The sequence below is a fragment of the Afipia sp. GW821-FHT04G03 genome, assembly GCF_059419985.1.
Map to the genome: position 1 here is coordinate 1,228,380 of NZ_JBWKSV010000001.1, position 25,166 is coordinate 1,253,545.

A 25,166-nucleotide genomic window follows, 5' to 3' on the forward strand; every position below is an offset into this window, starting at 1 on the left:
CCGTGTTGTTTCAGTGTTTCAGGACAGAAAGTCATGAGTTTGAGATCCGCGGCGCGGCCGGTAAATCTTCTCGACGAGTTGCAGAATGCCCTTGCGAGCGGGAGTGTCGCCCGCCGCGTGGAAACTTTGCGCCGGGTCACCGACCTCTTCCTGCACGGCGTGGTGGACTATACCGACGAACAGATCAACGTTTTCGACGACGTCTTCCATTGCCTGATCCAGCAAATCGAAACCTCCGCGAAGTCACGGCTGGCGAATCGCATGGCGCCCGTATCGAAAGCACCGCCGCGCCTGATCTATACGCTGGCTTTCGACGACGAGATCGAGGTCGCAGCACCCGTGCTGTCGCATTCCGAGCGGCTGGACGACAACATGCTGATCGAAAACGCGCGCAGCAAGAGCCAGGGCCATTTGCTCGCGATCTCGAAACGAAAAATTCTGAGCGACGTCGTCACCGACGTCCTCGTCGAACGCGGCAATGCCGAGGTGGTGGAGAGCGCGGTCAACAATCCGGGCGCGGAGTTTTCCGACAAGGGCTTTACGCAACTGGTATCCCGCGCCGAAGGCAACGACGACCTCGCGACATGTCTCGGATCGAGAAAAGGGATTCCAAGGCCGCACTATCTCAAGCTGATCGCACGAGCGTCGGACTCCGTGCGTGCGCGCCTGCAGGCCGCCAATCCGCGCGCTTCGGACGACATCTCTGTCGCCGTCAAGGAAGCCGCTCGCGATGCCAGCCAGGACGCGTCCGTGGGCATGCAGGCCGCCAACGCACAACGCCTCGTTAAATCCCTGTTTGACGACGGACGTCTCGACGAAAAGGAAATCGCCGCGTTCGCAGCGGCCGGAAAATTCGAGGAAACCAGCGCGGCGATCGCGATCTGCGCGAACGTCTCCGTCCCGACCGTCGAAAGCATGATGATCGAGTCACGCTCCGAAGGGCTGATGGTTCTCGCCAAGGTCACCGGGCTGTCGTGGGCGACACTCAAACTGATTTTCGCGATGCGAACCGCGGCGGGAGATGACATGGGCGACATCAACGAGCATCAGTCGAGCTACGACCTGCTGCGCCCATCCACCGCCCAGCAGGTCTTGCGCTTCTACCGGATGCGACAGGACACGGCGCAGACCGAAACGATATAGCCGACGACGGCGGCCTAGAATCTCAGGACGCGCGATCCCGCAAGCGCGCCGATCGCGGTGACGAGCGCAATTGCAATCGAATACCAGGTCGCCACGAACATCGGCGAGTCGTCGGTGCAGTGCGAGGCATAAAGCGTCGCGGCGAGGCCGGCGGACAACAGCCCGGCGAATGCGCCGGCCACCGCGGGGCGCGACGGCGCGCCGCGGCGCAGGGCGATCAGCGCCGCCGCCAGCAGCGGCAACGACAGCAGCGGGATCGCGGTGAGGCAAACCTTCGAGTTGGAGCCGATCAGCCGCGTCGACATTGATGTCCGGTGCGGCATCATCATCTCGCCCATCAGGCCGATGCCCAGAAGGCCAAGCGGAATTGCCAGCAGCCAGCCCCAGCGTCCGAGCGAGGCTTCCGGCCGCGACAGATGCAGGCTGATCGCGATGGCCGAACCGGCAAGGGCCAGAGTGATTGCAAACTTGAGATCGAAGAACGGATTGCCCATGGCGGTCATGACATCTGGCCGCATTCCCAGTCCGGCGAGAAAAAGCGCGAATGCCACCGGCATGGCGAGCAGCAGCGCGACCAGCAGCACGTTGCCGACCGGGCGCTGGTGCGTGTCGTTATCGGCGGCAAGGGTGCGGATCAGATCGTTGGTATCCATGGTCATTCTTTCCGCAGTTTGCTGGCGAGACCGGTCAGCCCGCGATGCAGCGCCACGCGCACCGCGCCTTCGGTCATCGACAGCCTCAAAGCCGTCTCCTTGATCGACGCACTATCGACCGCAATCGCTTGCAGCACATCCCGCTGCCGTTTCGGCAACCCTTCGAGATGGGTGGCGACTTCGCCCGGCGGTACGGTCTCCTCGACCGGCGCGCCCGGCAGCGTCTCCGCGAAATCGTCGATGTTGACGAAGATCCGGCGGCCACGGCGGCGCAGCGCATCGATCAGCTTGTTACGGGCAATGGCGAACAGCCACGGCGCAAACGGGGCGTTCGTGTCCCAGGTGTGCCGCTTCAAATGCACCGCGAATAAAATGTCCTGCACGATGTCCTCGGCTTGATCGACCGGCTGACCGGCGCGGGCCAGACCCCGCCGCGCCGCCGCTCTCAGGACCGGTGTGACGGCCTTGAGGAGGCGAAGATATGCGGCGTTGTCCCCGGCATTGGCCGCCTTCATCAGGTCGGTCCATTCGTCTTCACGTCCGCGCACGCGCGCTCCTATCAAGGCAATTCGCTTCTGTTCCTAAAGTGTTACGGGCGGAAGTTGCAATCACGCAATCGTGAATAACTGATCCAAGAGCATGAGTGGGCCTGCGCAGCCGTCCCGGTCTGAGCCTTTTTTAGGGCAGCAAGTCACAAGATTCCCTTTTTTCGCCGTCCTGTGGCCATTCCGCACCGGTCTGGTCCGCTTGTGCTGGTGGCTCTGGCAAAAGGGGAAATTGCCATGCGGACAAGGACTGCTGGAATAGCGGCGCTGGTCGCAGCGGCCGGAATCTGGATGAGCTTTTCCGGCACGCCGGCGATGGCCGCCAAATCGACCGCCAAGCCGGTTGCAAAAAGCAGCGTGGCTGCCGCGGATCGGCCGATGGTCCTTTCGAAATTCAAGAAGCAGCGGCGCGCGCAGGCCACGAAGAAAACCCGGACGGCTCATGTCCGGCACGTGAAAAAATCCGCGTCGAAAGCGTCCTCCAAATCTGTCGCGAAAGCCGTCGCGCAGAAGCCCGCTCCGCAAAAACTTGCGGAGAAGGATGACGCGGCAAAATCCACCAAGCCCAAGCTGTCGCCCGAAGTCGCGAACGCCCACGCGGAATCATTTGCCAATGACGAGGCGCGGAACATTGCCGCGCTCGACAGCACCAACGTATCGTCCGTGAATGGCGTTTTGATTGCCGCCGCCGACCCGCCGAACGATTCCGACAGCAATCAGCAGATTGCGCAAGATGCCGCGCCGGCCCCTCCGGTCGCCGTCGCGCCAGCTCCCCCCGCCTCGAACGGCAAGATCGTCCGGGCAGTGTCGTCGTCGGAAAAGCCGGTGTTCAAGGGGGACGACAGCGACCCGTGGAGCAAGACCTCGCTGATCGGCAAGATCTTCATCGCCTTCGGAAGCCTGCTGACGCTGGCTTCGGCGGCGCGGCTGTTCATCGCCTGACGCAAACACCGTCTGCATTAAATGCAAACGCCGGTCCGCATCCCCTGCGGATCGGCGTTTTTGCTTCGCGCGCCTTAACAGACCCGCCGTCACCGGTCTTGCGGATCGATGCCGCGAAAGGCAGATTGCGGCCAACGGCGCGCGACGCGCTCCATTTTCACAAGCACATCAGGGGCGAAACATGACGGCATTCGAACACATCATCGTAGAGAACAAGGGCGCGGTCGGCATTGTGCGGATCAACCGGCCTAAGATGCTCAACGCCCTCTCCTATGACGTGTTCAGCGAGATCGCCGCCGCCGTCGACGATCTCGAGGAAGACGAAGCCATCGGCTGCATCGTCATCACTGGCAACGAGAAAGCGTTCGCCGCCGGCGCCGACATCAAGGAGATGCAGCCGAAGCAGTTCATCGACATGTTCAGCCAGGATTTCATGGACATCGGCGGCGATCGTGTCACCACCTGCAAGAAGCCGACTATCGCCGCGGTCAGCGGCTATGCGCTCGGCGGCGGCTGCGAGCTCGCCATGATGTGCGACATCATCATCGCGTCCGACACCGCCAAATTCGGCCAGCCGGAAATCACGCTGGGCACCATTCCGGGCCTTGGCGGAACGCAGCGCCTCACGCGCGCCGTCGGCAAGTCCAAGGCGATGGACCTCTGCCTCACCGGCCGCATGATGGACGCCGCCGAAGCGGAACGCTCCGGACTCGTGAGCCGCATCTTCCCGGCCGACAAGCTGATGGAAGAAGTGCTCGCCATTGCGGACAAGATCGCGGCGATGTCGCAGCCGGTGGCCGCGATGGCGAAGAGTGCTGTCAATCGCGCGCTGGAAACGACCCTTGCCGAAGGCATGAATGTCGAGGGCGACCTGTTCCACGCGACGTTTGCGCTGGAAGACCGCTCCGAGGGCATGGCTGCATTCATCGAGAAGCGGAAGCCGAACTTCAAGAACCGTTAAAGCACGATCCGGAAAAGTGGGTACCGGTTTTCCGACAAGATCATGCTCAACTAAATTTTGCTACGCGCCAACGCGGCGCTGACCAGCGCACGGTAAAGCCGGTCGGCGAACGACGCCGGCTGGTCGAGTTGCAGCCGCGCCAGACAGGCGGCTGTTTCCTCGTCCGGCGGTCCTGCGCGAAATCCTTGCCACGCAAGCTCAAGCAGATCGAGCTTGCTGGCCAGGGCTTCCTTCAAGATCTGCAAGGCCGGAATCAGCCGCCGCTCGACGTCCGTGAAATCGCTGCCGAACGGAAACGCGGGCAACAGGCCGGCGTCGCGCGACGGCTTGAGCGCGGCGGCAATGCGGTCCGGAAAGTTCTCGCGATGCGCGGTGGGGATTTCGTAAATCTTCGGCAGCTTGCCCGCGCCCTTGGCCTCCCGCATCAACTCGCCCTGAAATCGTGAATCCGCGACGCTCAGCATTGCCGCGATGACGTCGGCATCCGATTTGCCCCACAGATCGGCAATGCCGTATTCGGTGACGATCACATCGCGCAGGTGGCGCGGAATCGTGGTGTGACCGTAGGACCAGCGGATGTTGGATTGGGCATTCCGGCCGGAGCCGCGCACCGATTCCAGCGTCAACATCGATCGCGCACCCTCCAGCGCGAATGCCTGCGCCACGAAATTGTACTGGCCGCCGACGCCGCTGACGACCTGACCGCTGTCCAGACCGTCGGAGATCGCAGCCCCCATCAGTGTCGCCATCATCGCGTTGTTGACGAACCGCGCATCGATCCGCGCGCGGCGCTTGGCGTCCTCGCCTCCGTAAAGCTGGTTGGTGAACGACACCGGCACCATCTGGATGCGTGCAATGTGCTCCGGTTTCATGTCGCGCAAGGCGCGATAGAACGATTTCGGCCCAAGGAAGAAAGCTGCGTGCAGCAGTGCGCCATCGACTTCGCGCTTCAGCACACCGGCGTCGATCAGCGCGAGAAATGCCTCGAAGAACATTTCGCTGAGGCCATAGAGACCGGTCGCAAACGGGCCCGCTTCACGCGGCGTGAGCCCCGGGGCCAGCCGCGACATGACCGCGCGATAGGCGGCATTGTCGCGATGACGAACGATCAATCCCTGCGCCAGCGCATCGCCGACCTGACCGATGCCGATCTGCAAGGTGCCGCCATCGCGCACCATCCCCGCCGAATGGAGCCCGATGGCGTATTTCGTATCGGAGATCGGCTCGGATGGCGGGGCGAACAGTGGAAAGTCCGTTTCCGGGCTGTCGAGCACCGCATGAAACTCGTCCGCGGGCAGATCGCCCTGCCCCGGCATGAACGGCAGTTCGGAGTTCACCTGACCCACGATCTTGAATGCGATCTTGCCGTCAGCCCGCGCCCGCATCAGATCGAGCGTGGTGTCGGTGTTGCTGCTCAGGCTGTAGCGTGTCTCCCCATCGACGACCCGCTTGGCGACCAGTTGCGCGATGACGTTGACGCCCCGCGTCAACAGATAGGACGACGCGTGGGTGTAGTTCGCCGAGATGTAATGCTGCTGCGAATAGGGATTGCCGAGCCACTTGCCGGCGAGGAAGAAAAACTCGACGATTTCGATATTCGGCGGCAGCTTCTTTGCGTGGAGCGCCCGGGCGTAGTCGAGGTCGGGATAGCCGCCGAACAGCCGGTCGATCACCGGCGCGATGAACCGTCGCTCGAGGTCCGCCGCCGGCGTCGGCTTTTCCAGCGTCAGGGCGGTGAAGATGGTGAGATGGATCGAACTGTCGCTGGCCGCCCGCCGAAACAGCGCATTGACGATGTGGTTAGCCTTGCCGAGTCCTAACGGAAGCCCGACCACCAGTTTCTTTCCGACCTCGCGGATGATGTCGCCCGCGATCGCATCTGGATCGGAATAGATTTTCGGCATCGGATATCTGCTGGTCCACCACGCCGGGGGGCCCGGCAACGCACAAGGGAGGCGCGGCATCGTACTCCCGAATGGGGTCCGCTAGCCTGTAATTTCATCAGAAGGCCTTGAACGGTCAAGCGAATACCGCTCCGCGCGATAACAAATCAGTGCACATTGTCACAGTCGCCGATTTTCTTTGCCGGGACGTTTGCCCGCGCCAACAACGCGCTCTAAACAGTGTACGAATGAAGCGTGCTGGTTCCGGATTGATGCAATCCCCACCGCGACTTGTTACGGGACACGATGGTTCGGCGGGCTTCAAGGTTTGGCGACGTAGGCTGGCGCTTTGGTGTGTCGGGCGCAGCTATCGGCGTCGTGCTGTTTGCCGGGTTCACGACCGCCGCGCAGGCGGAAACGCTGAACGAGGCCCTCGCCCGCGCCTATCAATCCAACCCGCAGCTCAACGCCACGCGCGCCCAGCAGCGCGCCACCGACGAAAACGTGCCGCAGGCGCTGGCCGGCTACCGCCCCCAGATCATCGCTAGCCTGAGCGCAGGGTTGCAGCCGGTTCGCAACCTGCTTGTCGACAACACGATCCAGACCGCCACGTTGAAGCCGTGGACCATCGGCGTCACCGTCACCCAAAACCTGTTCAACGGTTTCAAGACCTCGAACAGCGTCCGGGTTGCTGAATTCCAGGTGCTGTCGGGCCGCGAGGCATTGCGCAATGTCGGACAGGGCGTGCTGCTCGATGCCGTCACTGCTTACATGAATGTGATCTCCAATCAGGCGCTGGTGGAAACCCAGCGCGGCAACGTGGCTTTCCTGCGCGAAACGCTCGGCATCACGAAAAAGCGCCTCGACGCGGGCGATGTCACGCCGACCGATACCGCGCAGGCGGAAGCGCGGCTGAGCCGCGGCCTCGCCGATCTCAACGCCGCCGAGGTCGCGCTGGAAACCAGCCGCGCCGTCTACGAGCAGGTGGTGGGCAACATGCCGGGCAACCTTGCCGCCGCGCAGACCGTCGACCGCTTCGTGCCGCGCAGCCGGCAGGAAAGCATCGATACCTCGATCCGTGAGAACCCGGCGGTGATCGCGGCGACCTACGACGTCGACATCGCCACGACGACCATCAGCGTCGCCGAAAGCAGCCTGCTCCCCCAGGTCAACGTGCAGGGCAATGTCAGCCGCAGCGCCGACAGCGATCCCAATCTGGGCACCAAGCGCGCCGATCAGGCGTCCATCGTCGGCGCCCTTACCGTGCCGATCTACGACGGCGGCACCGCCGCCTCGCAGACCCGGCAGGCGAAGGAAACGGCGGTGCAAAGCCGCCTCGTGCTGGAGCAGGTGCGAAATCAGGCGCGCACGGCGGCGATCAGCGCATGGATCAGCAGCGAAGGCACCAAGGTCGCACTCGCGGCTGCCGAAGCCGAGGTAAAGTCCGCGAACATCGCCTTGCAGGGCGTGCGCCGCGAGGCGCAGGCTGGTCAGCGAACCACCATCGATGTGCTTAATTCACAGCAGGATCTCACAGCAGCGCGGTCACGCCAGATTCTCGCGCAGCGCGATCGCGTGATCGCGTCCTACACGTTGCTGAGCGCCATCGGCCGCCTCGATGTCCGCACCCTCAACCTCAACACGCCCGACTATCTGCCCGAGGTGCATTATCATCAGGTGCGCGACGCCTGGCACGGCGTGCGCACGCCGTCAGGACGTTAGTTTCGGGAGCGCTAGTTCTGCGGAACCCGGCGCGAGAAGATCGAGATCAGCACCGGTAGCGTGACGAGAATGACCAGCGGCGCAAGCATCATGCCGGTCACCACCACCACCGCGAGCGGCTTCTGCACCTGCGATCCGATGCCTGACGACATGGCCGCCGGCAGCAATCCGATGCCCGCCACCACGCAGGTCATCAGTACGGGACGCAATTGCAGTTCGCCAGTGCGGATCACAGCCTTGACGCGTTCGTACCCTTCATCGATCAACTGATTGTATTGCGACAGAATGATGATGCCGTCCATCACGGCAATACCGAACAGCGCGATGAAGCCGATGGCCGCCGACACGCTGAACGGAATGCCGCTGAGCAAGAGCCCGAGCACGCCGCCGAGCACCGCCATGGGGATCACGCTCATCGCCAGCAGCGTGTCCACCATTGATCCGAAATTGAACCACAGCAGAACTCCGATCAGCGCGAGGCTGATCGGGACCACGATGGAGAGCCGCCGGATCGCGTCCTGAAGATTGCCGAACTCGCCAACCCATTCCATGCGTGAGCCGGGCGGCAGATGCACCTGCTCGGCCACCTTGTCCTGCGCTTCCTTGATCGCGCCGCCGAGATCGCGTTCGCGTACCGAGAACTTGATCGGCAGGTAGCGTTCCTGCCCTTCGCGGTAGATGTAGGCGGCGCCCGACACCAGCGTGATCGATGCGACTTCGGATAGCGGAATTTGCTGGATGCCGTTCGGACCCTGCGCGCCAATCCGCAGATTTTGGATGGCTTCCGCGCTCTTGCGGTATTCGGGCGCGAGGCGGACGATGATCGGGAAATGCCGGTCGCTGCCCGGCTCGTAAAGATCGCCCGCGCTGTCGCCGCCGATGGCGACGCGGATGGTCGCATTGATGTCGCCGGGGGACAGGCCGTAACGGGCCGCCCGCGCGCGATCGATGTCGATCTGGATCGTCGGCTGGCCCAATGAGGTGAACACCGACAGGTCCGTGACGCCCTTCACCGTCGACAGCACCGACTTGATCTTGTTGGCCGTATTGGTCAGTTCGACAAGGTCGTTGCCGTAGAGCTTGATGGAATTTTCGCCCTTCACGCCGGACACCGCCTCGGCGACGTTGTCCTGAAGGTACTGCGAGAAGTTGAATTCGACGCCCGGAAATTTTTTCTGCAACTGCCCGAGCAGTTCGGATGTCAGCTCATCCTTGTCCTTGGAGCCCGGCCATTCGCTGACCGGCTTCAGCGGCGCAAAGAATTCCGCATTGAACAGGCCGGCAGCGTCGGTGCCGTCGTCGGGCCGCCCGTGCTGCGACACCACCGATTCGACTTCCGGCCGCTGGCGAATGAGCTTCCGCATCTCGTTGACATAGGAATTGCCCTCTTCGAGCGAGATCGTCGGCGGCAGCGTGGCGCGAATCCAGAGATTGCCCTCCTCCAGCTTCGGCAGGAATTCGAGCCCGAGCATCCGCACCGCGATGAAGGTCACGACCACGAGGCCGGCCGCCACCGTCATCACGATCCGCCGGTTGCCGACGGCCCATCGCAGCAGCGGCATGTAGGCGGCGTGCAGCCAGCGCATGATCCGGGTTTCAGTCTCCTGCATGTGGACGGGCAGAATGATCGCGCTCAGCGCAGGCGTGACCGTGAAGGTCGCAAGCAGCCCGCCCGCCAGCGCGTAGGCATAGGTCTTCGCCATCGGCCCGAAGATGTGGCCTTCGACGCCGGTCAGCGTGAACAGCGGCAGGAACGCCGCGATGATGATCGCAGCGGCAAAGAAGATCGAGCGCGACACGTCGGCCGCCGCGCTGAGAATGGCGTGCGTCTTCATACCCATCAGGGTTTCGGGCGAGATCGCGCTCTGCTCGGACGGCGAGAGTTCGGTGGTGTGCGACAGGCGCCGGAAGATCGCCTCCACCATGATGACGGTGCCATCGACGATCAGGCCGAAATCGATGGCGCCCACCGACAGCAGGTTGGCGGATTCCCCGCGCAGCACGAGAATGATGACCGCGAAAAACAGCGCGAATGGAATCGTGGCCCCGACGATGACGGCGCTGCGCAGATCGCCTAGAAACAGCCATTGCAACAGCACGATCAGCAAAATGCCGATCACCATGTTGTGCAGCACCGTGTGGGTGGTGGTGTCGATCAGGTCCTTGCGATCGTAAATGCGCTCGATCCGCACGCCGGGCGGCAGGACGCTGGATTTGTTGATCGACTGCACGAGTTGCTCGACCCGCGCGATGGTCGGCGAACTCTGCTCGCCGCGGCGCATCAGCACGATGCCCTGAACGATGTCGTCGTCCATGTTCATGCCGGCGATGCCGAGGCGCGGCTTCTCGCCGACGGTGACATTTGCAACATCACGCACCAAAACCGGATTGCCGCCGCTCTGCGAGATCATCGTGGTTGCGAGATCGTCGATGGAGCGGATCAGCCCGACGCCGCGAACCACCGCGGACTGCGCGCCGATGTTCACGGTGTTGCCGCCGACATTGATGTTGGCGTTACCGACCGCCTGCAACAGTTGCGGCAATGTCAGGCCGTAGGCGATCAGCTTGTTGAAATCGACCTGCAACTCGTAGGTCTTGGTCTTGCCGCCCCAGCTTGTGACGTCGATCACGCCGGGCACGCTGCGGAAGCGCCGCTGCAGCACCCAGTCCTGCAACGTCTTGAGATCGAGCACGCTGTAGTTCGGCGGTCCGACCAGCCGGTACCGGAAGATTTCGCCGATCGGACTTAAGGGAGAAATCGTCGGCTGCACGCCTCCCGGCAATGGGGTCAATTGCCCGAGGCGATTGAGCACCTGCTGCAACGCCTCTTCATAAGTGTAGTCGAACGAGAACTGCAGTTTGACGTCCGACAGCCCGTAAAGCGAAATGGTGCGGATGGTCCGCAGGTTCTTGAGACCCGCCACCTGCGTCTCGATGGGGATCGTGATGTAACGCTCGATCTCCTCCGCCGACAGGCCGGGACTTTGCGTCACGATGTCGACCATCGGCGGCGTCGGGTCGGGATAGGCTTCGATGTTGAGCTGCTGAAACGCGATGACGCCGCCAACGAGAGTGATGGCGAACAGCACGACCATCAGGAAGCGGCGATTGACCGCGAGAGCGACGAGACGATCCATCAAGACCGGGTCTTTCGGAAGGAGCTGAATCTTGGGGAAAACACGACCGGACTAGCTTCCGGATGCCGCGCGGTCGATGAACAGGCTGCCCTTGGTGACGATCTGCTCGCCCGGAAACAGATTGCCCTTCACCTCGACAAGATCGCCGTTGGCGAGGCCGACCTTGATCTGGCGCAGTTCGATGGACTTGTCGTCGCGCACGACCCAGACCCGCACCTGATCGCCTTCGTAGATCAGGGCCGTCTTGGGCACGCCGACAGCCGGACGATCCGCCGACGAATAGATCGTCACGTTGGCGAACATCTCCGGTTTCAGCAATCCATCGGGATTGTCGATGGTGGCGCGCACCATCAGCCGGCGGGAAGCAGGATCGATCGCCGCCGAGACGTAGTTGATGCGCGCGGTCATCGTGCGCCCCGGAAAGGCCAGAACACTGAATGCGATCTCCTGCCCCATCTCGATGGCGGGCGCTTCGGTTTCGCGCACGAATGCGGTCAGCCAGACCGTCGACATGTCGCCAATCACGAAGACCGGGTCGCTCGCGCCCGCGTTGACATATTGTCCTGGGCCGACCTTGCGCTGAACCACGGTGCCGGCGATCGGCGAGAAAATCGTGGTCTCGGGATTGATGCGGCCCTTCTCCTGAAACGTCGCGATGGCCTCGTCGGTGAGACCGAGAATGCGCAGACGGTTGCGCGCGGCTTCCAGCGCCGTCTCGCTCGACCGCATGTCGTTCTTCGCGGAAATCAACGCCGCCTGCGACTGCTGATAGTCCTTCAGCGGGACGGCCTTGCCGTCATAAAGATCGTGGGCGCGCTTGTCCTGGATTTGTGCCAGTTCAAGTTGCGACTTCGCCTTGTTGTAGCCGGTCGCGGCGCTGATGAAATCGTTCTGCGCCTGGACGTTGTCCGGCGCCTCGATCACGAACAGCGCCTGCCCCTGGGTGACGTGATTGCCCGGCCGCACCAGCAATCTCGTCACGCGGCCGGCATAGGGCGAGAACACCGGCGTCGACCGGTCCTCATCGATGGCGACCTTGCCTTCGGTGACATGCTCGGCGCGGAACGGACGCTGCACCACGGGCTGGACGGTCATGCTCGCCCACTCCGCCGCGGTCGGCGTATAGCGCAGCAGATTCTTCCGCGACTGGCTCGATACGTCGGAATGATTTTTCGGCGTGGTGGCGCCGCGCGTCAGGCTGAACACGGCGAGCCCCGCGATGACCGCAAGACCGGCGGCCACGGCCAGCCGCCGCCGGTGCATGGCCCGCACTCCGGCAATAAACGCACTTGGTTTGGTGGTCTTCTCGGTCACGTAACGGCTCCTGCGGCGCGCTGACGCGGCTTGCAGCTATTAGTGCCACTTCATGGATTTGGACAATCCAAAAACGTCGGGATGGAGATTATTTTCGGTTAACGTCAGGGCCGTGACGGCCACTCCGGGGCATCGGACCCCAGCGGCACGGCCGGACGCAGCCAGAATGCGGGTGTTGCCGACATCACGGCGGCGTGACGAACCGCTTGCAATGCACCAAAACCGGACTGACTTTGCTCGATCAACGGCAGAATCCTGTCCGCCGTCAGGTCCGCCGCGGCAGGACCATCCGCCAGCCGGCCAAGATTCCACAGCCAGCGTCCGGTCTGGGCCAGGGAAACCCGGACATGCCAGCTCCCGCCTTCGCGGGCCTGCCGCAGCCGCGCCATCATCGCGCCGAACGCCATCAGATAGCCGGTGGCATGATCGAGGATCTGCATCGGCAGTTCCTTCGGCCCGTCAATGCTGGCGGCCGCGCCCTCGGCATGGTTGAAACCTGTCGAGGTCTGCACCAGTGAATCGAAACCCCGGCGACCGGCCCACGGCCCGGCATGGCCATAGGCGCACAGCGACACGTAAACGATGCCGGGGCTGATCCGCGCCGCATCGTCCGGTGAAAAACCGAGCGCGGCGATGGAGTCCGGGCGATAGCCTTGCGAAAAAATATCGGCCCGTCCCAGCAGACCGCGCAACGTGTCCGTTCCCGCCTCCGTTTTGAGATCGGCAAAGCTCGACAGCTTGCCGCGCCCGGTGTCGATCACCAGCCAGGGGATCGACGGCAGATTGGGACTTGAGATCAGCATGACATCCGCGCCGTGAGCAGCCCATGTCCGCCCCGCGACCGGACCGGCGATGACACGCGACAGATCGAGCACGCGCAATCCCGCCAGCGGGCGATCGCCATTGGGCCATGGCCTCGGCGCGGCGTCGCCAATCTTCTCGATCTGGATCAGCGGCAATTGTTCGAGCGTTTGGGCCTGCGGCGTCGCCAGCCATTCGTCATGGGAGCGCATCATCGAGACGACGCAGCCGCCGGCATAGGCCGCGGTCTCGAATGCCTCGCCCTTCCACTGCATCAACGCGCGCTGCACATCGTCGCGCTCCGGCTTGCAGTTCAGCACCTTGCAGACGTTGTCGCGATGATGCGGGAAGTTGGTGTGGAGCCGCACGAAGCGTCCATCGCCTGTCTTGTAGACGCCCGCGATGGCGTCCCACGCCGACGGCGGCGGTTTATCATCGACGCGCAGATAGCGTTCGCTGCGGCACTCAACGGCGGCGTGCGTCATGTCGACGGATATACTTTGCGCCTCGCCGCTGCGCGCCTGCCAGACCTGCGCGGCAGCCAATCCGGCGGCGGCAACGGTAACTTGCGACGCTGCTCCGACACGAAACGACGACGGCAGCACCGGCTCGCTTCCGGTCAGCGTGACGGTGTCGAGCGCGGACGGCTCGCCGCCACCAAGGGCCCAGAGGTCGGCGAGAGCATCGCGGATGGATTGCATGAGCATCTCCGGCGGAATCGCAGCGGAGCATCGCGCTGAAAATACGGCGCATCAAGGACGCTTAATGAAAATCCCGCGACCGTGGAAGAATACGTACATTGCGCGGATGGCGTATCTTGTGAACCGGACTGCCGTCACGCGCGGGCAATTCATCCGCCAGCGGCTCGATCACATCCGCGCCCGCAGGAACAACATGTTTCCGGCTCAGCGCATCGTTGGCGAGCATCATCAGATCGTGCGAGCGATCGACCAATCGCTCGGCCACCAGATGCACGACCTTGTCGGGGCTGCTCTGGATTCGTCCTTCCACCTCGATCAGCCGCGCGCCCATCACTTCCTTGCGGAAGGTTTCCATGACCTTCGGCCACACCACGATGTTGGCGATGCCGGTCTCATCCTCCAGCGTCATGAAGACGACGCCCTTGGCGCTGCCGGGCCGCTGCCGCACCAGCACCACACCGGCGCAACGCACGCGGCGCCTATCGTTGACATGGGTCACGGTCTCGCACGGGATCACCCCCTCCTGCGCGAACATCGGCCGCAGGAATTCCATCGGATGCCCCTTCAGCGAGAGACGGATGGTCTGATAATCGGCCACCACCTGCTCCGGCAGCGGCATTTCCGGCAAGGGCTGCGCGGCCTCGTCAGGTTGCTCGCGCGCCGCAGCCATCTCGAACAGCGGCAGCAGAACATCGTCCGGCAACCGCCGCACCGTCCACAACGCTTCGCGGCGGTCGAGGCCGAGCGAGCGGAACGCATCGGCATCGGCCAGCAGGATCAGCGCGCGTTTCGGCAGTCGCGTCTCGCGCGCAAAATCTTCCAGTGACGTGAATGACTTTCGCGCGCGCGCGGCGACAATGCGCCGGTCCCAGTAATCCTCGCGCGGCTTTTTGCGGCTCTTTGAATCGGCGGGCTTGCTCTTCTCAAGTTCCTCCCCATCCGGATCATACACCTCAAAGCCGTCGATCTGACGGAAGCCGAGCCGCATGGCGCAATACTCGCCGCTTTGCTCTTCCAGAGTGTTCTGGCCGAAGCTGAACGACACATCGATCTCGCGCACCTCGACGCCATTTTTCTGAGCATCGCTGACGATCTGCGCCGGTGCGTAAAAGCCCATCGGCTGCGAGTTCAGCAGGCCGCAACAAAATGCGTCGGGATGATAATGCTTGAGCCATGACGACACATAGACAAGCTGCGCGAACGCGGCGGCGTGGCTTTCCGGAAAACCGTAACTGCCGAACCCCTTGATCTGGTCGAAGCAACTGTTTGCAAACACCGGATCGTAGCCGCGCGCGATCATGCGATCGACCATGCGCCTTTCGAATTTCGGCATGGTCCCGACATTGCGGAACGTCGCCATGGCGCGGCGCAGGCCATTCGCTTCTTCGGAGGTGAATTCTGCCGCGACCATGGCAATGCGCATCGCCTGTTCCTGAAACAGCGGCACGCCGAGCGTCTTGTGCAGGACGTTCCTGAGTTCGTCTTTGTCACCACTCTTCGGATAAGGATAGTCGATCTCTTCAGGCTTCATGGCACGCCGCTTCAGATACGGATGCACCATGTTGCCCTGGATCGGGCCCGGCCGGACGATGGCGACTTCGATGACGAGATCATAGAACGTGCGTGGCCTGAGGCGCGGCAGCATGTTCATCTGCGCGCGGCTCTCGACCTGGAACACGCCGAGGGATTCGCCCCGGCACAGCATGTCGAAGACTTCAGAACTGTCTTTATTCTCCGCCTTGATGTCCGCCAGCTCATAGCGCTGGTTTTTATGTTCTTCGATCAGATCGAAGCACTTGCGGATGCAGGTCAGCATTCCAAGCGCCAGCACATCGACCTTCATCATCTTCAGCGTGTCGATGTCGTCCTTGTCCCATTCGATGAAGGTGCGGTCGTTCATCGCGGCATTGCCGATGGGCACATAGGTGTCGAGCCGGTCCTGCGTCAGCACGAACCCGCCGACATGCTGCGACAGATGGCGCGGAAACTCGATCAGTTCGGTAGCAAGTTCGACCGCGCGGCGGATCATCCCGTTTTGCGGATCGAATCCGGCTTGCCGTATCTGCATGTCGCTGACGCCATCACCCCAGCTTCCCCACACCGTATCGGCAAGTGCTGCCGTGACGTCTTCCGTCAGCCCCAGCGCCTTGCCGACATCGCGGATGGCGCTGCGCGGGCGATAGTGAATGACGGTCGCGACAATGGCCGCGCGATGGCGCCCGTAACGCCTGAAAACATACTGCATCACCTCTTCGCGGCGCGAATGCTCGAAATCGACGTCGATGTCGGGAGGCTCCAGCCGCTCCTCGGAAATGAAGCGCTCGAACAGCACATCGGTCTCGGCCGGATTCACCGACGTGATGCCGAGCAGGTAACACACGGCGGAATTCGCCGCCGAACCGCGGCCCTGACACAAAATATGCTGTGAGCGCGCATAGCGCACGACATCATGCACGGTCAGGAAATAATGCGCGTAACCGAGCTTGTCGATCAGCCGCAATTCCTTCTCGATCGTCGCGGCGAGCTTCTCATCGATCCCGTTCGGAAAACAACGCCGGATGCCCTCCTCGGTGAGATCACGCAAATGCCGCTGCGCGGTCTTGCCGGGCGGCACCGGCTCGTCGGGATACTGATACTGCAATTGATCGAGAGAGAACGTGATGCGGTCCGCGAAGCGCATCGTCTCTTCGATGGCCTCCGGCAAATCGCGAAACATCCGGCTCATTTCCGCCGCAGGCTTCATATGCCGCTCGGCATTGGCCTGAAGTTTTTTCCCGACGGCATGGATGGTGGTCTTTTCGCGAATGCAGGTGAGCACATCCTGCAAGGGCCGGCGCGCGGGATGATGATAAAGCACCTCGTTGGTCGCCAGCAGCGGCACGCGCGCAGTCGCCGCCACACGATACAGCCGGGACAGACGCCGCTTGTCGTCGCCGCGATACAGCAAACTCGCCGCGAGCCAGATGTCCTTTGCGCCATCGGCGCGGCTGCGCTGCAAGCGATCCAGAACGTTAAGTGCTGCCGCAGTCTCGAAACGATGCGGCAGCATCAGAACAAGCAACTGCCCTTCGGCAAATTCCAGCAGATCGTCCAGCTTGAGATGGCACTCGCCTTTTTCGGCGGCGCGCTTGCCGCGGGTCAGCAACTGGCACAGCCGGCCGTAGGCGGCGCGGTCGCGCGGATAGACCAGAATATCCGGCGTGCCGTCGATAAAGACGAGACGCGCGCCGATCAGCAGCTTCGGCTTGTGGATGATCTCCGGATTGCGCAACTCGCTGTAAGCGCGCACCACTCCGGCCAGCGTGTTGCGATCGGCAATCCCGATCGCCGGAAGACGAAGTTCGCCCGCCTGATGCACGTATTCCTGCGGCTGCGATCCGCCGCGCAGGAACGAGAAGTTCGTCGTGATGCCGATTTCCGCATAGGCCGTCATGCGAACAGTCCGTGCACGAACCATTTGGGCGGAATGGGTTCGCCTTCCGCGTTGACAGGTTCTCCGTAAAGTCCGTCGCGATAAACCCAGAACCGCAAGCCCTCCGCATCTTCCATGCGGAAGTAATCGCGCGTCAGCGTTTGCTCCTCATGCTTCCACCATTCCATGGCGATGCGCTCGGGGCCTTCGACGCGCATCACCACATGGGTCGCCCGCCGCCATGTGAAATGACGCGGTGGTCCATCCGGCACCGTTGCAAAGGGAACGTCGATCATTTCCGGCCGCTCGAACAGCCGCAACGGACGCAGCGGCGGCTCCGCCTCGACGCGCGCTGGCCAGTCGGCAACAGCTGCTGCCGCAAGATATTGCTGTGCGGGCGCGGCCAGCGCCGCGCGTTCCGGGATATGCGTGTCCTGCGGCAGATGCACCACGACACGCTTGCCGCCGATACGCGCGGCGATGCGGTCGATCAGCGCCGCCACTTCGTCGTTGTCCTGCGTGCGGGTGTCGAAATCGCGCTGCTCCTGCACCACGATCTCGACATGGCTGGCGGACAGCCGGATGAGATCGAACCCGAATCCGGGATCGAGCGGATCGGCCAGCGCATCGAGCCGCTCGCGAAACAGCCTGTCCACGACATTGACCCTGGTCACTGGCTGTCCGGCATCCACCGCGATGGTGCGCACCGCGCCGTCGGTGCGGAAGAAACTCGCTTCCAGCCGCCGCGCGCCCTTGCCTTGTTTGTCCATCGCCGCGACCAGCATCTGCGCGAGGCCCGAGAGTATCGCGGCAATCACGGTATCGGTGGCGACAGGCTCTGGAAAACGCTTCTCCACCATGAAATCCGGCAGCGGCTTGCGCGGCGAGATCGGCGCATCACCCTGCCCCAGCGCCTGCTGCAACAGGCTCGTGAAGTCCGCGCCGAACCGTGCAGTGATCTCATGCGGCGCGCGGGACGCCACATCGCCGATAGTCTTGAGCCCCGCCCGGCGCAAGCCGCGCGTGATCGCATTGGCAGCACCCAGCGCGAATACCGGCAGTGAACTGACGGCGCGCGCTTCCTCGCCGTCCGGCACGATGCAGCTTCGCGCCGCGCGTGTCATGGTGCGCGCGCAGACCGGCGTACTCGCAATCGCCGCATTGACGATAAAGCCTTGCCGTTCGAGCGAGGCGCACACCGTGCGCAGCATCGCAGCCTCGCCGCCGAACAGATGCGCGCAGCCGCTGATGTCGAGCAGCAGACCATGAGGTGGATCGAGCGCCACCAGCGGCGTGAAGCGGTCGCACCAGTCGGCGATGGCCTCGAGCAGCCTTGCATCCGCCGCCTCGTCGGCGTCGCACACCTGCACGTCGGGACAGACCGCCCGCGCGTTCGCCAGCGGCAGGCCGGCCTCAAGACCGATATGCGCAGCAGCATCGTTCAGCGCCGCGATCTGCAACGCGTTGTTGAGCTTGGCGACGACGACGCAGGGACGTTCGTTATCCGGCGCGGCGTCGCCCGGCAGCCGCTTCAAGCGGTCGGTCGGCAGGCGCGGCAGCCACAGGCTGAGGATACGCCGAGTCCTTATGGAAGATGCCTTCACGGAAGAGGCCCTCATCACATTTCCACTCCATGATCCATTGCCCGGTCGAGCCGTGACGGTTGCGAACGAGTTGTGCGTCGAACATCGGCGCGCCCCACACCTCGTTTACGGATGACGATGGTGCTGCGCGCACGACCCATCGCGTCTCGGCGGTGCTGGCGGATGGTGTCGCCGCCGTTCGCAGCACCAGACACGCGACATTCGATGTACGTGCAGTAAGCGTCAGCCTGCGACTCGCGACCAGATCGAGCGCGCGCACCTCGCCCCACACATCCAGCACCACCGCGCCGAGCGCGTCGCAGGCAAGCGCATCGGCGGCCACGCGCAGCGCGGTCTCCGCATCCGCCGCCCACACCGTCACCAGCAGGCGCGGATCGAGCCCGAGTTCGTTGAGGCCGCTCATCGACAGCGCGCCGGATTCGATTTCGGTGAAATCCTGCCGCACCCAGACCAGCGGCCGCCGCCCCGCGAGACGATGCGCAAGACCGGCGACAAAGCCCGTCGCCACAGCACCGTGGCGGCCACTTTCCGCGAACACCTCATGCAGCGCGCCGCGCACCAGCCCGCCTTGAAGCATCGCGTCCGCCTCGGCATGACCGAGCGCCACGCGCGCAAGTCCACCGGCCTCGCCTTCAAGGCGGCCGATGGTCCCCCGCAGGGACGCAAGTGTTCTCGTGCGCGCGCTCATCATGCGCCGCTCCTGACAATCCGGTTCGTCACTCTCCTTATGGAACGGGTGACGGTCTCATTTGTTCATGATATGTTCTAATATAAAGCTAACAGTCGCCTGCGAGTCAACCGGCTTTATGGGTCATTTTTCTTGAGCAAAAACAATCATCTAGAAGGGCAACAAGGCGCAACATGAGTTTTCGCAGCCCCAGCACATCAACCTTATGGTGAGGAGCACGGCTCTCGCCGCGCGTCTCGAACCATGAGGCATGACGACATGCCCTCATCCTTCGAGACGCAGCCAAAAAGGCCGCTCCTCAGGATGAGGGGATGGATCGCCTTCAGATTATTCCGTCACGCCGCAAGCGCTTCGGGATTCACTTCCGCCAGCGCGAGGCTCGTCAATGCCTCGTCGGTGTTGTGTTCCTGCTGGAGCGTTTCATCCAGCAGCCGCACGGCTTCCGACATGCCGAGCTTGGTCGCCCACGCCTTCAAGGTTCCATAGCGCGAAATCTCGTAATGCTCGACCGCCTGAGCCGCTGCGAGCAAACCAGCATCGAGCGCTTCGGTGCCCTTGTACTCGTCCATGATCTCCTTGCCCTCGTCGAGAATTCCCATGATGGCGTGACATGTTTTTGCTTTCGCAGGCTTGTCGATCAGGCTGAACACCTGCTCGAGGCGATCCACCTGGCCCTCGGTTTCACCGTGATGTTTCTTGAACGCCGCGCTCAGGTCCGCCGACTGGGCCGCCTTCGCCATCTTCGGTAGTGCCTTCAAAATCTGTTTCTCGGCGAAGTAGATGTCCTTGAGCGTGTCATGGAACAGGTCGTTGAGATCCTTGTCCTTCGGCGCAGCCCTCTTGGCCGCCGGCCGTTTGGGTGCCTTCTTCGCTGACTTCCTGGCTGATTTTTTCGCGGATTTCTTCGCTGCCATCTGTCCGACTCCAAGTTGAATGCGGGATCGTTCCCGCCTCTCAACTCAACGTCCGGAGCAATGTTCCGTCAGCATGCTGAATCCAGCCGATCCGCGCTTCAGCTCGCGGCAAGCTGTGTTTCGACCAGCTTGATCCAGTAAGACGAGCCATAGACGATGGCGTCATCATTAAAATTGTAGGCGGGATGATGCAGCCCGGCGCTGTCGCCGTTGCCGATAAAGATGAAAGCACCTGGTCGGGCTTCCAGCATGTAGGCGAAATCCTCCGCGCCCATCACCGGCGGAATCTCGGAACTGACATTGCTGTCCCCTGCCACGGCGGCCGCGACCCGCGCGGCAACGCCGGTTTCGACAGGATGGTTGACCAGCACCGGGTAGCTGCGCTCGTAATCGAGGGTGATCTTCGCGCCCGACAGCCGGGCCACGCCTTCCACGACCTCGCGCACGCGCTGCTCGATCAGGTCGCGGACCTCGGGCGTGAGACTCCGCGCGGTGCCGAACAGTTCCGCCGTCTGCGGAATGACGTTGCGGGCATTGCCGGCATGGAACTCGCAGATCGAAATCACGGCAGCGTCGAGCGGATCGACGCTGCGCGAGACGATCGACTGCAAGGCGGTGATGAGTTGAGCGCCGACCAGCACCGAGTCGATGCTCTTGTGCGGCCGCGCGGCATGACCGCCCATCCCCTCGATGTGGATGTTGATGTGATCGGTCGCGGCCATCGCCGGGCCGACGCGCGTTGCAAAGGTGCCTATCGGCATACCGGGCGAGTTGTGCATCCCGTAAACCTGCTCGATCTTGAAGCGATCCATCAGGCCGTCTTCGATCATCGCGGCAGCACCCGCGCCGCCCTCCTCCGCCGGCTGGAAAATCACCACGGCGTCGCCGGCAAAATTCCGCGTCTCGGCGAGATAGCGCGCTGCACCCAGCAGCATCGCGGTGTGGCCGTCATGACCGCAGGCGTGCATCTTGCCGGGCACCGTCGAACGATAGGCTACGCCGGTTTCTTCCTCGATCGGCAGCGCATCCATGTCGGCGCGCAAACCGATTGCCTTCACGTCGCCGCCGTTGGCTAGCTTGCGTCCCTTAATGACGCCGACCACGCCGGTCCGCCCGAGGCCCGTCGCCACTTCATCGCAACCGAATTCGCGCAGGCGCTCGGCGACGAATGCCGCAGTGCGATGCACGTCATACATCAGCTCTGGATGCGCATGCAGGTCGCGGCGCCAGCCCATGATCTCGGGTTGCAGGTCGGCGATACGGTTGAGGATAGGCACGGCTGACACCTCACGGGACTGATCGAAACAGGAAAACTAGCATGATGCGGCGGCGGACCCAACATCCGTGCAAACGTCAATTGCACAGGATCGGACTGTACAGCCAACCCCGGCCGAGGCCATAAGATAAGAAACGTCTCGAATACGAAGAAACGCAGGCGAAGAATCAGGACAGGGAATGGCGAAACGTCTCGAAGGAGATTTCGACTACATCGTCGTCGGCGCCGGCACCGCGGGGTGCATCGTCGCCAATCGCCTGAGCGCCGATCCGCGCAAGCGCGTCCTGATCCTGGAGGCCGGCGGCAAGGACAACTGGATCTGGTTTCACATTCCCGTCGGCTATCTCTTCGCCATCGGCAATCCGCGCTCCGACTGGATGTTCAAGACCGAACCGGAGCCCGGTCTCAACGGCCGCGTGCTCGCCTATCCGCGCGGCAAGGTGATCGGCGGCTCGTCGGCGATCAACGCGATGATCTCCATGCGCGGTCAGGCGGCGGACTACGATCACTGGCGGCAACTCGGATTGAGCGGCTGGGGCTGGGCCGACGTGCTGCCCGCGTTCAAGAAACTGGAAGATCATTTTCTTGGGCCAAGCGAGCATCATGGCACAGGCGGCGGCTGGCGCATCGAAGCGCCACGCCTGTCATGGCCGGTGCTCGATGCCGTCGGCAATGCCGCACATGAGATGGGAATTCGCCGCACGTACGATTTCAACACCGGCGACAACGAAGGCATCGGATATTTTCACGTCAACCAGAAGCGCGGACGGCGATGGTCGGCGGCGCGCGGTTTTCTCAAGCCGGCGCTGTCGCGGCCGAACCTGCGGCTGGAAACCAATGTTCTGGTGGACAAGCTCATCGTCGAGAACGGCCGCGCCGTCGGCGTGCGCCTCACGCAAGGCGGCGAGACGATGGAAGCCCGCGCGAAGGGCGAAGTCATTCTCTGCTCCGGCTCTGTCGGATCAACGCAGGTTCTGCATCGTTCCGGCATCGGCCCGCAGGAGTGGCTGTCGCCGCTCGGGATCGACACCGTGCTCGACCGGCAAGGCGTCGGCCGCAACCTTCAGGATCACTTGCAGCAGCGCGCCATCTATAAGGTGGACGGCATCCGCACCCTGAACGAGACCTACTACAATCTGTTCCGGCGCGGCTGGATGGGCGTCGATTACGCGCTGCGGCGGCGCGGGCCGCTCACCATGGCACCGTCGCAACTCGGCATCTTCACGCGCTCCGATGCACGGCAGGAGCGCGCCAACATCCAGTTTCATGTGCAGCCGCTGTCGCTGGACAAATTCGGCGAGCCGCTGCATCGTTTCCCGGCCATTACGATCGCCGCCTGCAACTTGCGCCCAACCTCGCGCGGCACCATCCGCATTAAATCCGGCGCCCCCGATCAGGCGCCGGCGATTGCACCGAATTATCTCTCAACGCCCGAAGATCGTCAGGTCGCCGCCGACGCGATCCGCGTGACGCGCAAACTGATGAAGCAGCACGCGCTGGCCGCCTACCATCCGCAGGAATATCTCCCCGGCCCAGCTGTGGGCGATGACGATGCGTCGCTGGCGAAGGCAGCCGGCGACATCGGCACCACGATCTTCCATCCGGTCGGGACCGCGAAGATGGGCAGCGCCAGCGATCCGTTAGCAGTGGTGGATGAGCGCCTGCGCTTTCACGGCCTCAAAGGGCTGCGCGTCATCGATGCATCGGTGATGCCGACGATTACATCGGGCAACACCAACACGCCCACCGCGATGATCGCGGAAAAAGGCGCATCGATGGTGATCGAGGACGCGAAATAATTACGGTCTGATTGTCATGTGCGCCACGCCCGGCGTGCGCAGCGGCTCGGCCAGCCGCGCGAACTCGCACAACAAGCCGCGCGTCTTGCGTGGATCGATGATTTCCTCGACCCAGAATTTCTCCGCCGTACGAAACGGCGAACGCAGCTTGTTGAGACGATCCTCGATCTCCGCGAGCTTTGCCTTCGGATCGTCGGCTTCCGCGATGTCGGCGCGATAGGCGGCCTCGATGCCGCCTTCCAGCGGCAGCGACCCCCAGTAGGCCGACGGCCATGCATAGCGCATCGAGAACCGTCCCGCAGGCTGATGCACCACACCCGCGACGCCGAACGAGTTGCGCACGATGATCGTGCACCATGGCACGGTGCTCTGGTTGACGGCGGCCATCGCACGGACGCCGTGGCGGATCGTGGCCGCCTTCTCGGCATCGAGACCGATCATGAAGCCGGGGCAATCCATCAGATAAACCACCGGCAGATGGAACGTCTCGGCAAGGTCCACGAACCGCACGACCTTCTGACAAGCGTCGGCCGTCCACGAGCCACCATAGACAAAGGGATCGCTCGCCAGCACCAGCACGGCGCGGCCCTCAAGCCGTGCAAAGCCCGCGATGACCGAGCGCCCGAAATTCTGGGCCATCTCGAAGAACGAACCCTTGTCCATCACCGACTCGATGATGGGGCGCATCTTGTAAACCTGCTTGCGGCTGCGCGGCACGATGTTGAGCAGCGCTTCGTCGATGCGCTCCGGATCGTCGTCGCACGCAGTCGTCGGCGGAAGATCAAACACCGACGATGGCAGATACGACAAAAACCTGCGCGCGCATTCGAACGCTTCTTCCTCGGTGTCGACCGCATGGTCGACACCGCCGGCCTTGGTCTGGATCTGCGCGCCGCCAAGCTCCTGCTTCTCCAGCGATTGCCCGAGACGCGCAACCACCGGCGGACCCGCGACGAACATCGCGGATGATTTTGTCATGACGGAATAATGACTGGCCGCGAGCCGCGCAGCACCCAGACCCGCGACCGATCCCAGACCGAGGCCGACAACCGGCACGCGCGCCATGTTCGCAGTCGTGTACCAGTACCATTCCGTGCCGCCGATGCCGCCCGGCAGATTGGCCGCGCCCTTGGTCTCGATGGTCTTCACCGATCCGCCGCCACCGGAGCCTTCGATCACGCGGATGATCGGCAGGCGGAAATCATGCGCCATCTGCTCGGCCATGGTCGGCTTCGCGGAGATCGATGCATCGGCCGATCCGCCGCGCACGGTGAAGTCGTCGCCGACCACGACAACAGGACGGTCGGCGATCTTGCCGCGGCCGAACACGCAATTGGCCGGCGTCACGGTTTTCAGTTCGTTGGTCTCGTCATATTCCGCGATGCCCGAGAGCGCGCCCATTTCATGGAAGCTTTTGGGATCGACCAGCTTGTCGATCCGCTCACGCACCGTCAGCCTGCCCTGATCGTGCTGCCGCTTGACCTTGTCCGCGCCGCCCATTTCGCGGGCGAAGGCTTCCCGCCGCGCGAGTTCATCGAGTTCAGGCTTCCAGTTCATCGTGACTCCTTGGAGTACGCGCTGCGAACGCGCGTTTTCATTTGCTCACCGGCTCAAGTTTCCTCTTGCGGATCACGCTACCCCGGGCAATCTTTCGTCACAACAAAGAAGCCG

The 25,166-nt window shown here is 63.0% G+C and carries 17 protein-coding genes; 5 read left to right on the top strand and 12 right to left on the bottom strand.

Annotated features, from left to right (window positions below):
- Nucleotides 1–33: 33 nt before the first annotated feature.
- Nucleotides 34–1,143, top strand: a complete 1,110-nt coding sequence (locus AC07UB_RS06050; RefSeq protein WP_494651720.1) for a DUF2336 domain-containing protein — start codon at nt 34–36, stop codon at nt 1,141–1,143.
- Between the two features lie 14 nt (nt 1,144–1,157).
- On the opposite strand, the gene AC07UB_RS06055 is transcribed toward AC07UB_RS06050, so the two are convergent.
- Together AC07UB_RS06055 and AC07UB_RS06060 are read right to left on the bottom strand one after the other, a co-directional pair.
- Nucleotides 1,158–1,796, bottom strand: a complete 639-nt coding sequence (locus AC07UB_RS06055; protein WP_492792992.1) for an NrsF family protein — start codon at nt 1,794–1,796, stop codon at nt 1,158–1,160.
- A gap of 2 nt (nt 1,797–1,798) precedes the next feature.
- Nucleotides 1,799–2,344, bottom strand: coding sequence for a sigma-70 family RNA polymerase sigma factor (locus AC07UB_RS06060; protein ID WP_494651718.1), 546 nt, complete (start codon nt 2,342–2,344; stop codon nt 1,799–1,801).
- Between the two features lie 234 nt (nt 2,345–2,578).
- Between AC07UB_RS06060 and AC07UB_RS06065 the strand changes: the two genes are divergently transcribed.
- Nucleotides 2,579–3,283, top strand: coding sequence for a hypothetical protein (locus tag AC07UB_RS06065; protein ID WP_494651717.1), 705 nt, complete (start codon nt 2,579–2,581; stop codon nt 3,281–3,283).
- 181 nt (nt 3,284–3,464) lie between these two features.
- Nucleotides 3,465–4,244 carry an enoyl-CoA hydratase gene (locus tag AC07UB_RS06070; protein WP_492792995.1) on the top strand — a complete coding sequence of 260 codons (780 nt, stop codon included), beginning with the start codon at nt 3,465–3,467 and terminating at the stop codon, nt 4,242–4,244.
- Between the two features lie 50 nt (nt 4,245–4,294).
- On the opposite strand, the gene AC07UB_RS06075 is transcribed toward AC07UB_RS06070, so the two are convergent.
- Nucleotides 4,295–6,148: an acetyl-CoA hydrolase/transferase C-terminal domain-containing protein gene (locus AC07UB_RS06075; protein ID WP_494651716.1), complete on the bottom strand. Its 1,854-nt coding sequence runs from the start codon at nt 6,146–6,148 to the stop codon at nt 4,295–4,297.
- Nucleotides 6,149–6,433: 285 nt separating this feature from the next.
- Here AC07UB_RS06075 and AC07UB_RS06080 point away from each other — a divergent pair, with 285 nt between their 5' ends.
- Entirely contained in the window at nt 6,434–7,849 is a 1,416-nt protein-coding gene (locus tag AC07UB_RS06080; protein WP_494651715.1) for a TolC family outer membrane protein, read from the top strand.
- Between the two features lie 11 nt (nt 7,850–7,860).
- Here the strand turns inward: AC07UB_RS06080 and AC07UB_RS06085 are convergent, their stop codons facing one another.
- The 8 genes from AC07UB_RS06085 to AC07UB_RS06120 all read right to left on the bottom strand — a co-directional run bounded on the left by AC07UB_RS06085 (nt 7,861) and on the right by AC07UB_RS06120 (nt 21,697).
- Nucleotides 7,861–10,986 (bottom strand): efflux RND transporter permease subunit, encoded by a 3,126-nt coding sequence (locus AC07UB_RS06085; RefSeq protein WP_494651714.1) that lies wholly within the window; start codon nt 10,984–10,986, stop codon nt 7,861–7,863.
- A 51-nt stretch (nt 10,987–11,037) separates the two neighbouring features.
- Nucleotides 11,038–12,249, bottom strand: coding sequence for an efflux RND transporter periplasmic adaptor subunit (locus AC07UB_RS06090; protein WP_492793245.1), 1,212 nt, complete (start codon nt 12,247–12,249; stop codon nt 11,038–11,040).
- Nucleotides 12,250–12,404: 155 nt separating this feature from the next.
- Nucleotides 12,405–13,802 (bottom strand): CoA transferase, encoded by a 1,398-nt coding sequence (locus AC07UB_RS06095; RefSeq protein WP_492792999.1) that lies wholly within the window; start codon nt 13,800–13,802, stop codon nt 12,405–12,407.
- A gap of 61 nt (nt 13,803–13,863) precedes the next feature.
- The gene (locus AC07UB_RS06100; RefSeq protein WP_492793000.1) at nt 13,864–17,235 is read right to left on the bottom strand and encodes an error-prone DNA polymerase; all 3,372 of its coding nucleotides are present in this window, start codon (nt 17,233–17,235) and stop codon (nt 13,864–13,866) included.
- The gene (locus tag AC07UB_RS06105; protein WP_492793001.1) at nt 17,232–18,818 is read right to left on the bottom strand and encodes a Y-family DNA polymerase; all 1,587 of its coding nucleotides are present in this window, start codon (nt 18,816–18,818) and stop codon (nt 17,232–17,234) included. The genes AC07UB_RS06100 and AC07UB_RS06105 overlap by 4 nt, the downstream gene beginning before the upstream one ends.
- Complete coding sequence (locus AC07UB_RS06110) at nt 18,715–19,509, bottom strand: ImuA family protein (protein WP_492793002.1); 795 nt, start codon at nt 19,507–19,509, stop codon at nt 18,715–18,717. The genes AC07UB_RS06105 and AC07UB_RS06110 overlap by 104 nt, the downstream gene beginning before the upstream one ends.
- A gap of 332 nt (nt 19,510–19,841) precedes the next feature.
- The gene (locus AC07UB_RS06115; protein WP_492793003.1) at nt 19,842–20,420 is read right to left on the bottom strand and encodes a YciE/YciF ferroxidase family protein; all 579 of its coding nucleotides are present in this window, start codon (nt 20,418–20,420) and stop codon (nt 19,842–19,844) included.
- A 98-nt stretch (nt 20,421–20,518) separates the two neighbouring features.
- Nucleotides 20,519–21,697 (bottom strand): M20 aminoacylase family protein, encoded by a 1,179-nt coding sequence (locus AC07UB_RS06120; protein WP_492793004.1) that lies wholly within the window; start codon nt 21,695–21,697, stop codon nt 20,519–20,521.
- A 178-nt stretch (nt 21,698–21,875) separates the two neighbouring features.
- Here AC07UB_RS06120 and AC07UB_RS06125 point away from each other — a divergent pair, with 178 nt between their 5' ends.
- The gene (locus AC07UB_RS06125) at nt 21,876–23,495 is read left to right on the top strand and encodes a GMC family oxidoreductase (protein ID WP_494651713.1); all 1,620 of its coding nucleotides are present in this window, start codon (nt 21,876–21,878) and stop codon (nt 23,493–23,495) included.
- On the opposite strand, the gene AC07UB_RS06130 is transcribed toward AC07UB_RS06125, so the two are convergent.
- Nucleotides 23,496–25,052, bottom strand: a complete 1,557-nt coding sequence (locus AC07UB_RS06130; protein WP_494651712.1) for an acyl-CoA carboxylase subunit beta — start codon at nt 25,050–25,052, stop codon at nt 23,496–23,498.
- Nucleotides 25,053–25,166: the final 114 nt, after the last annotated feature.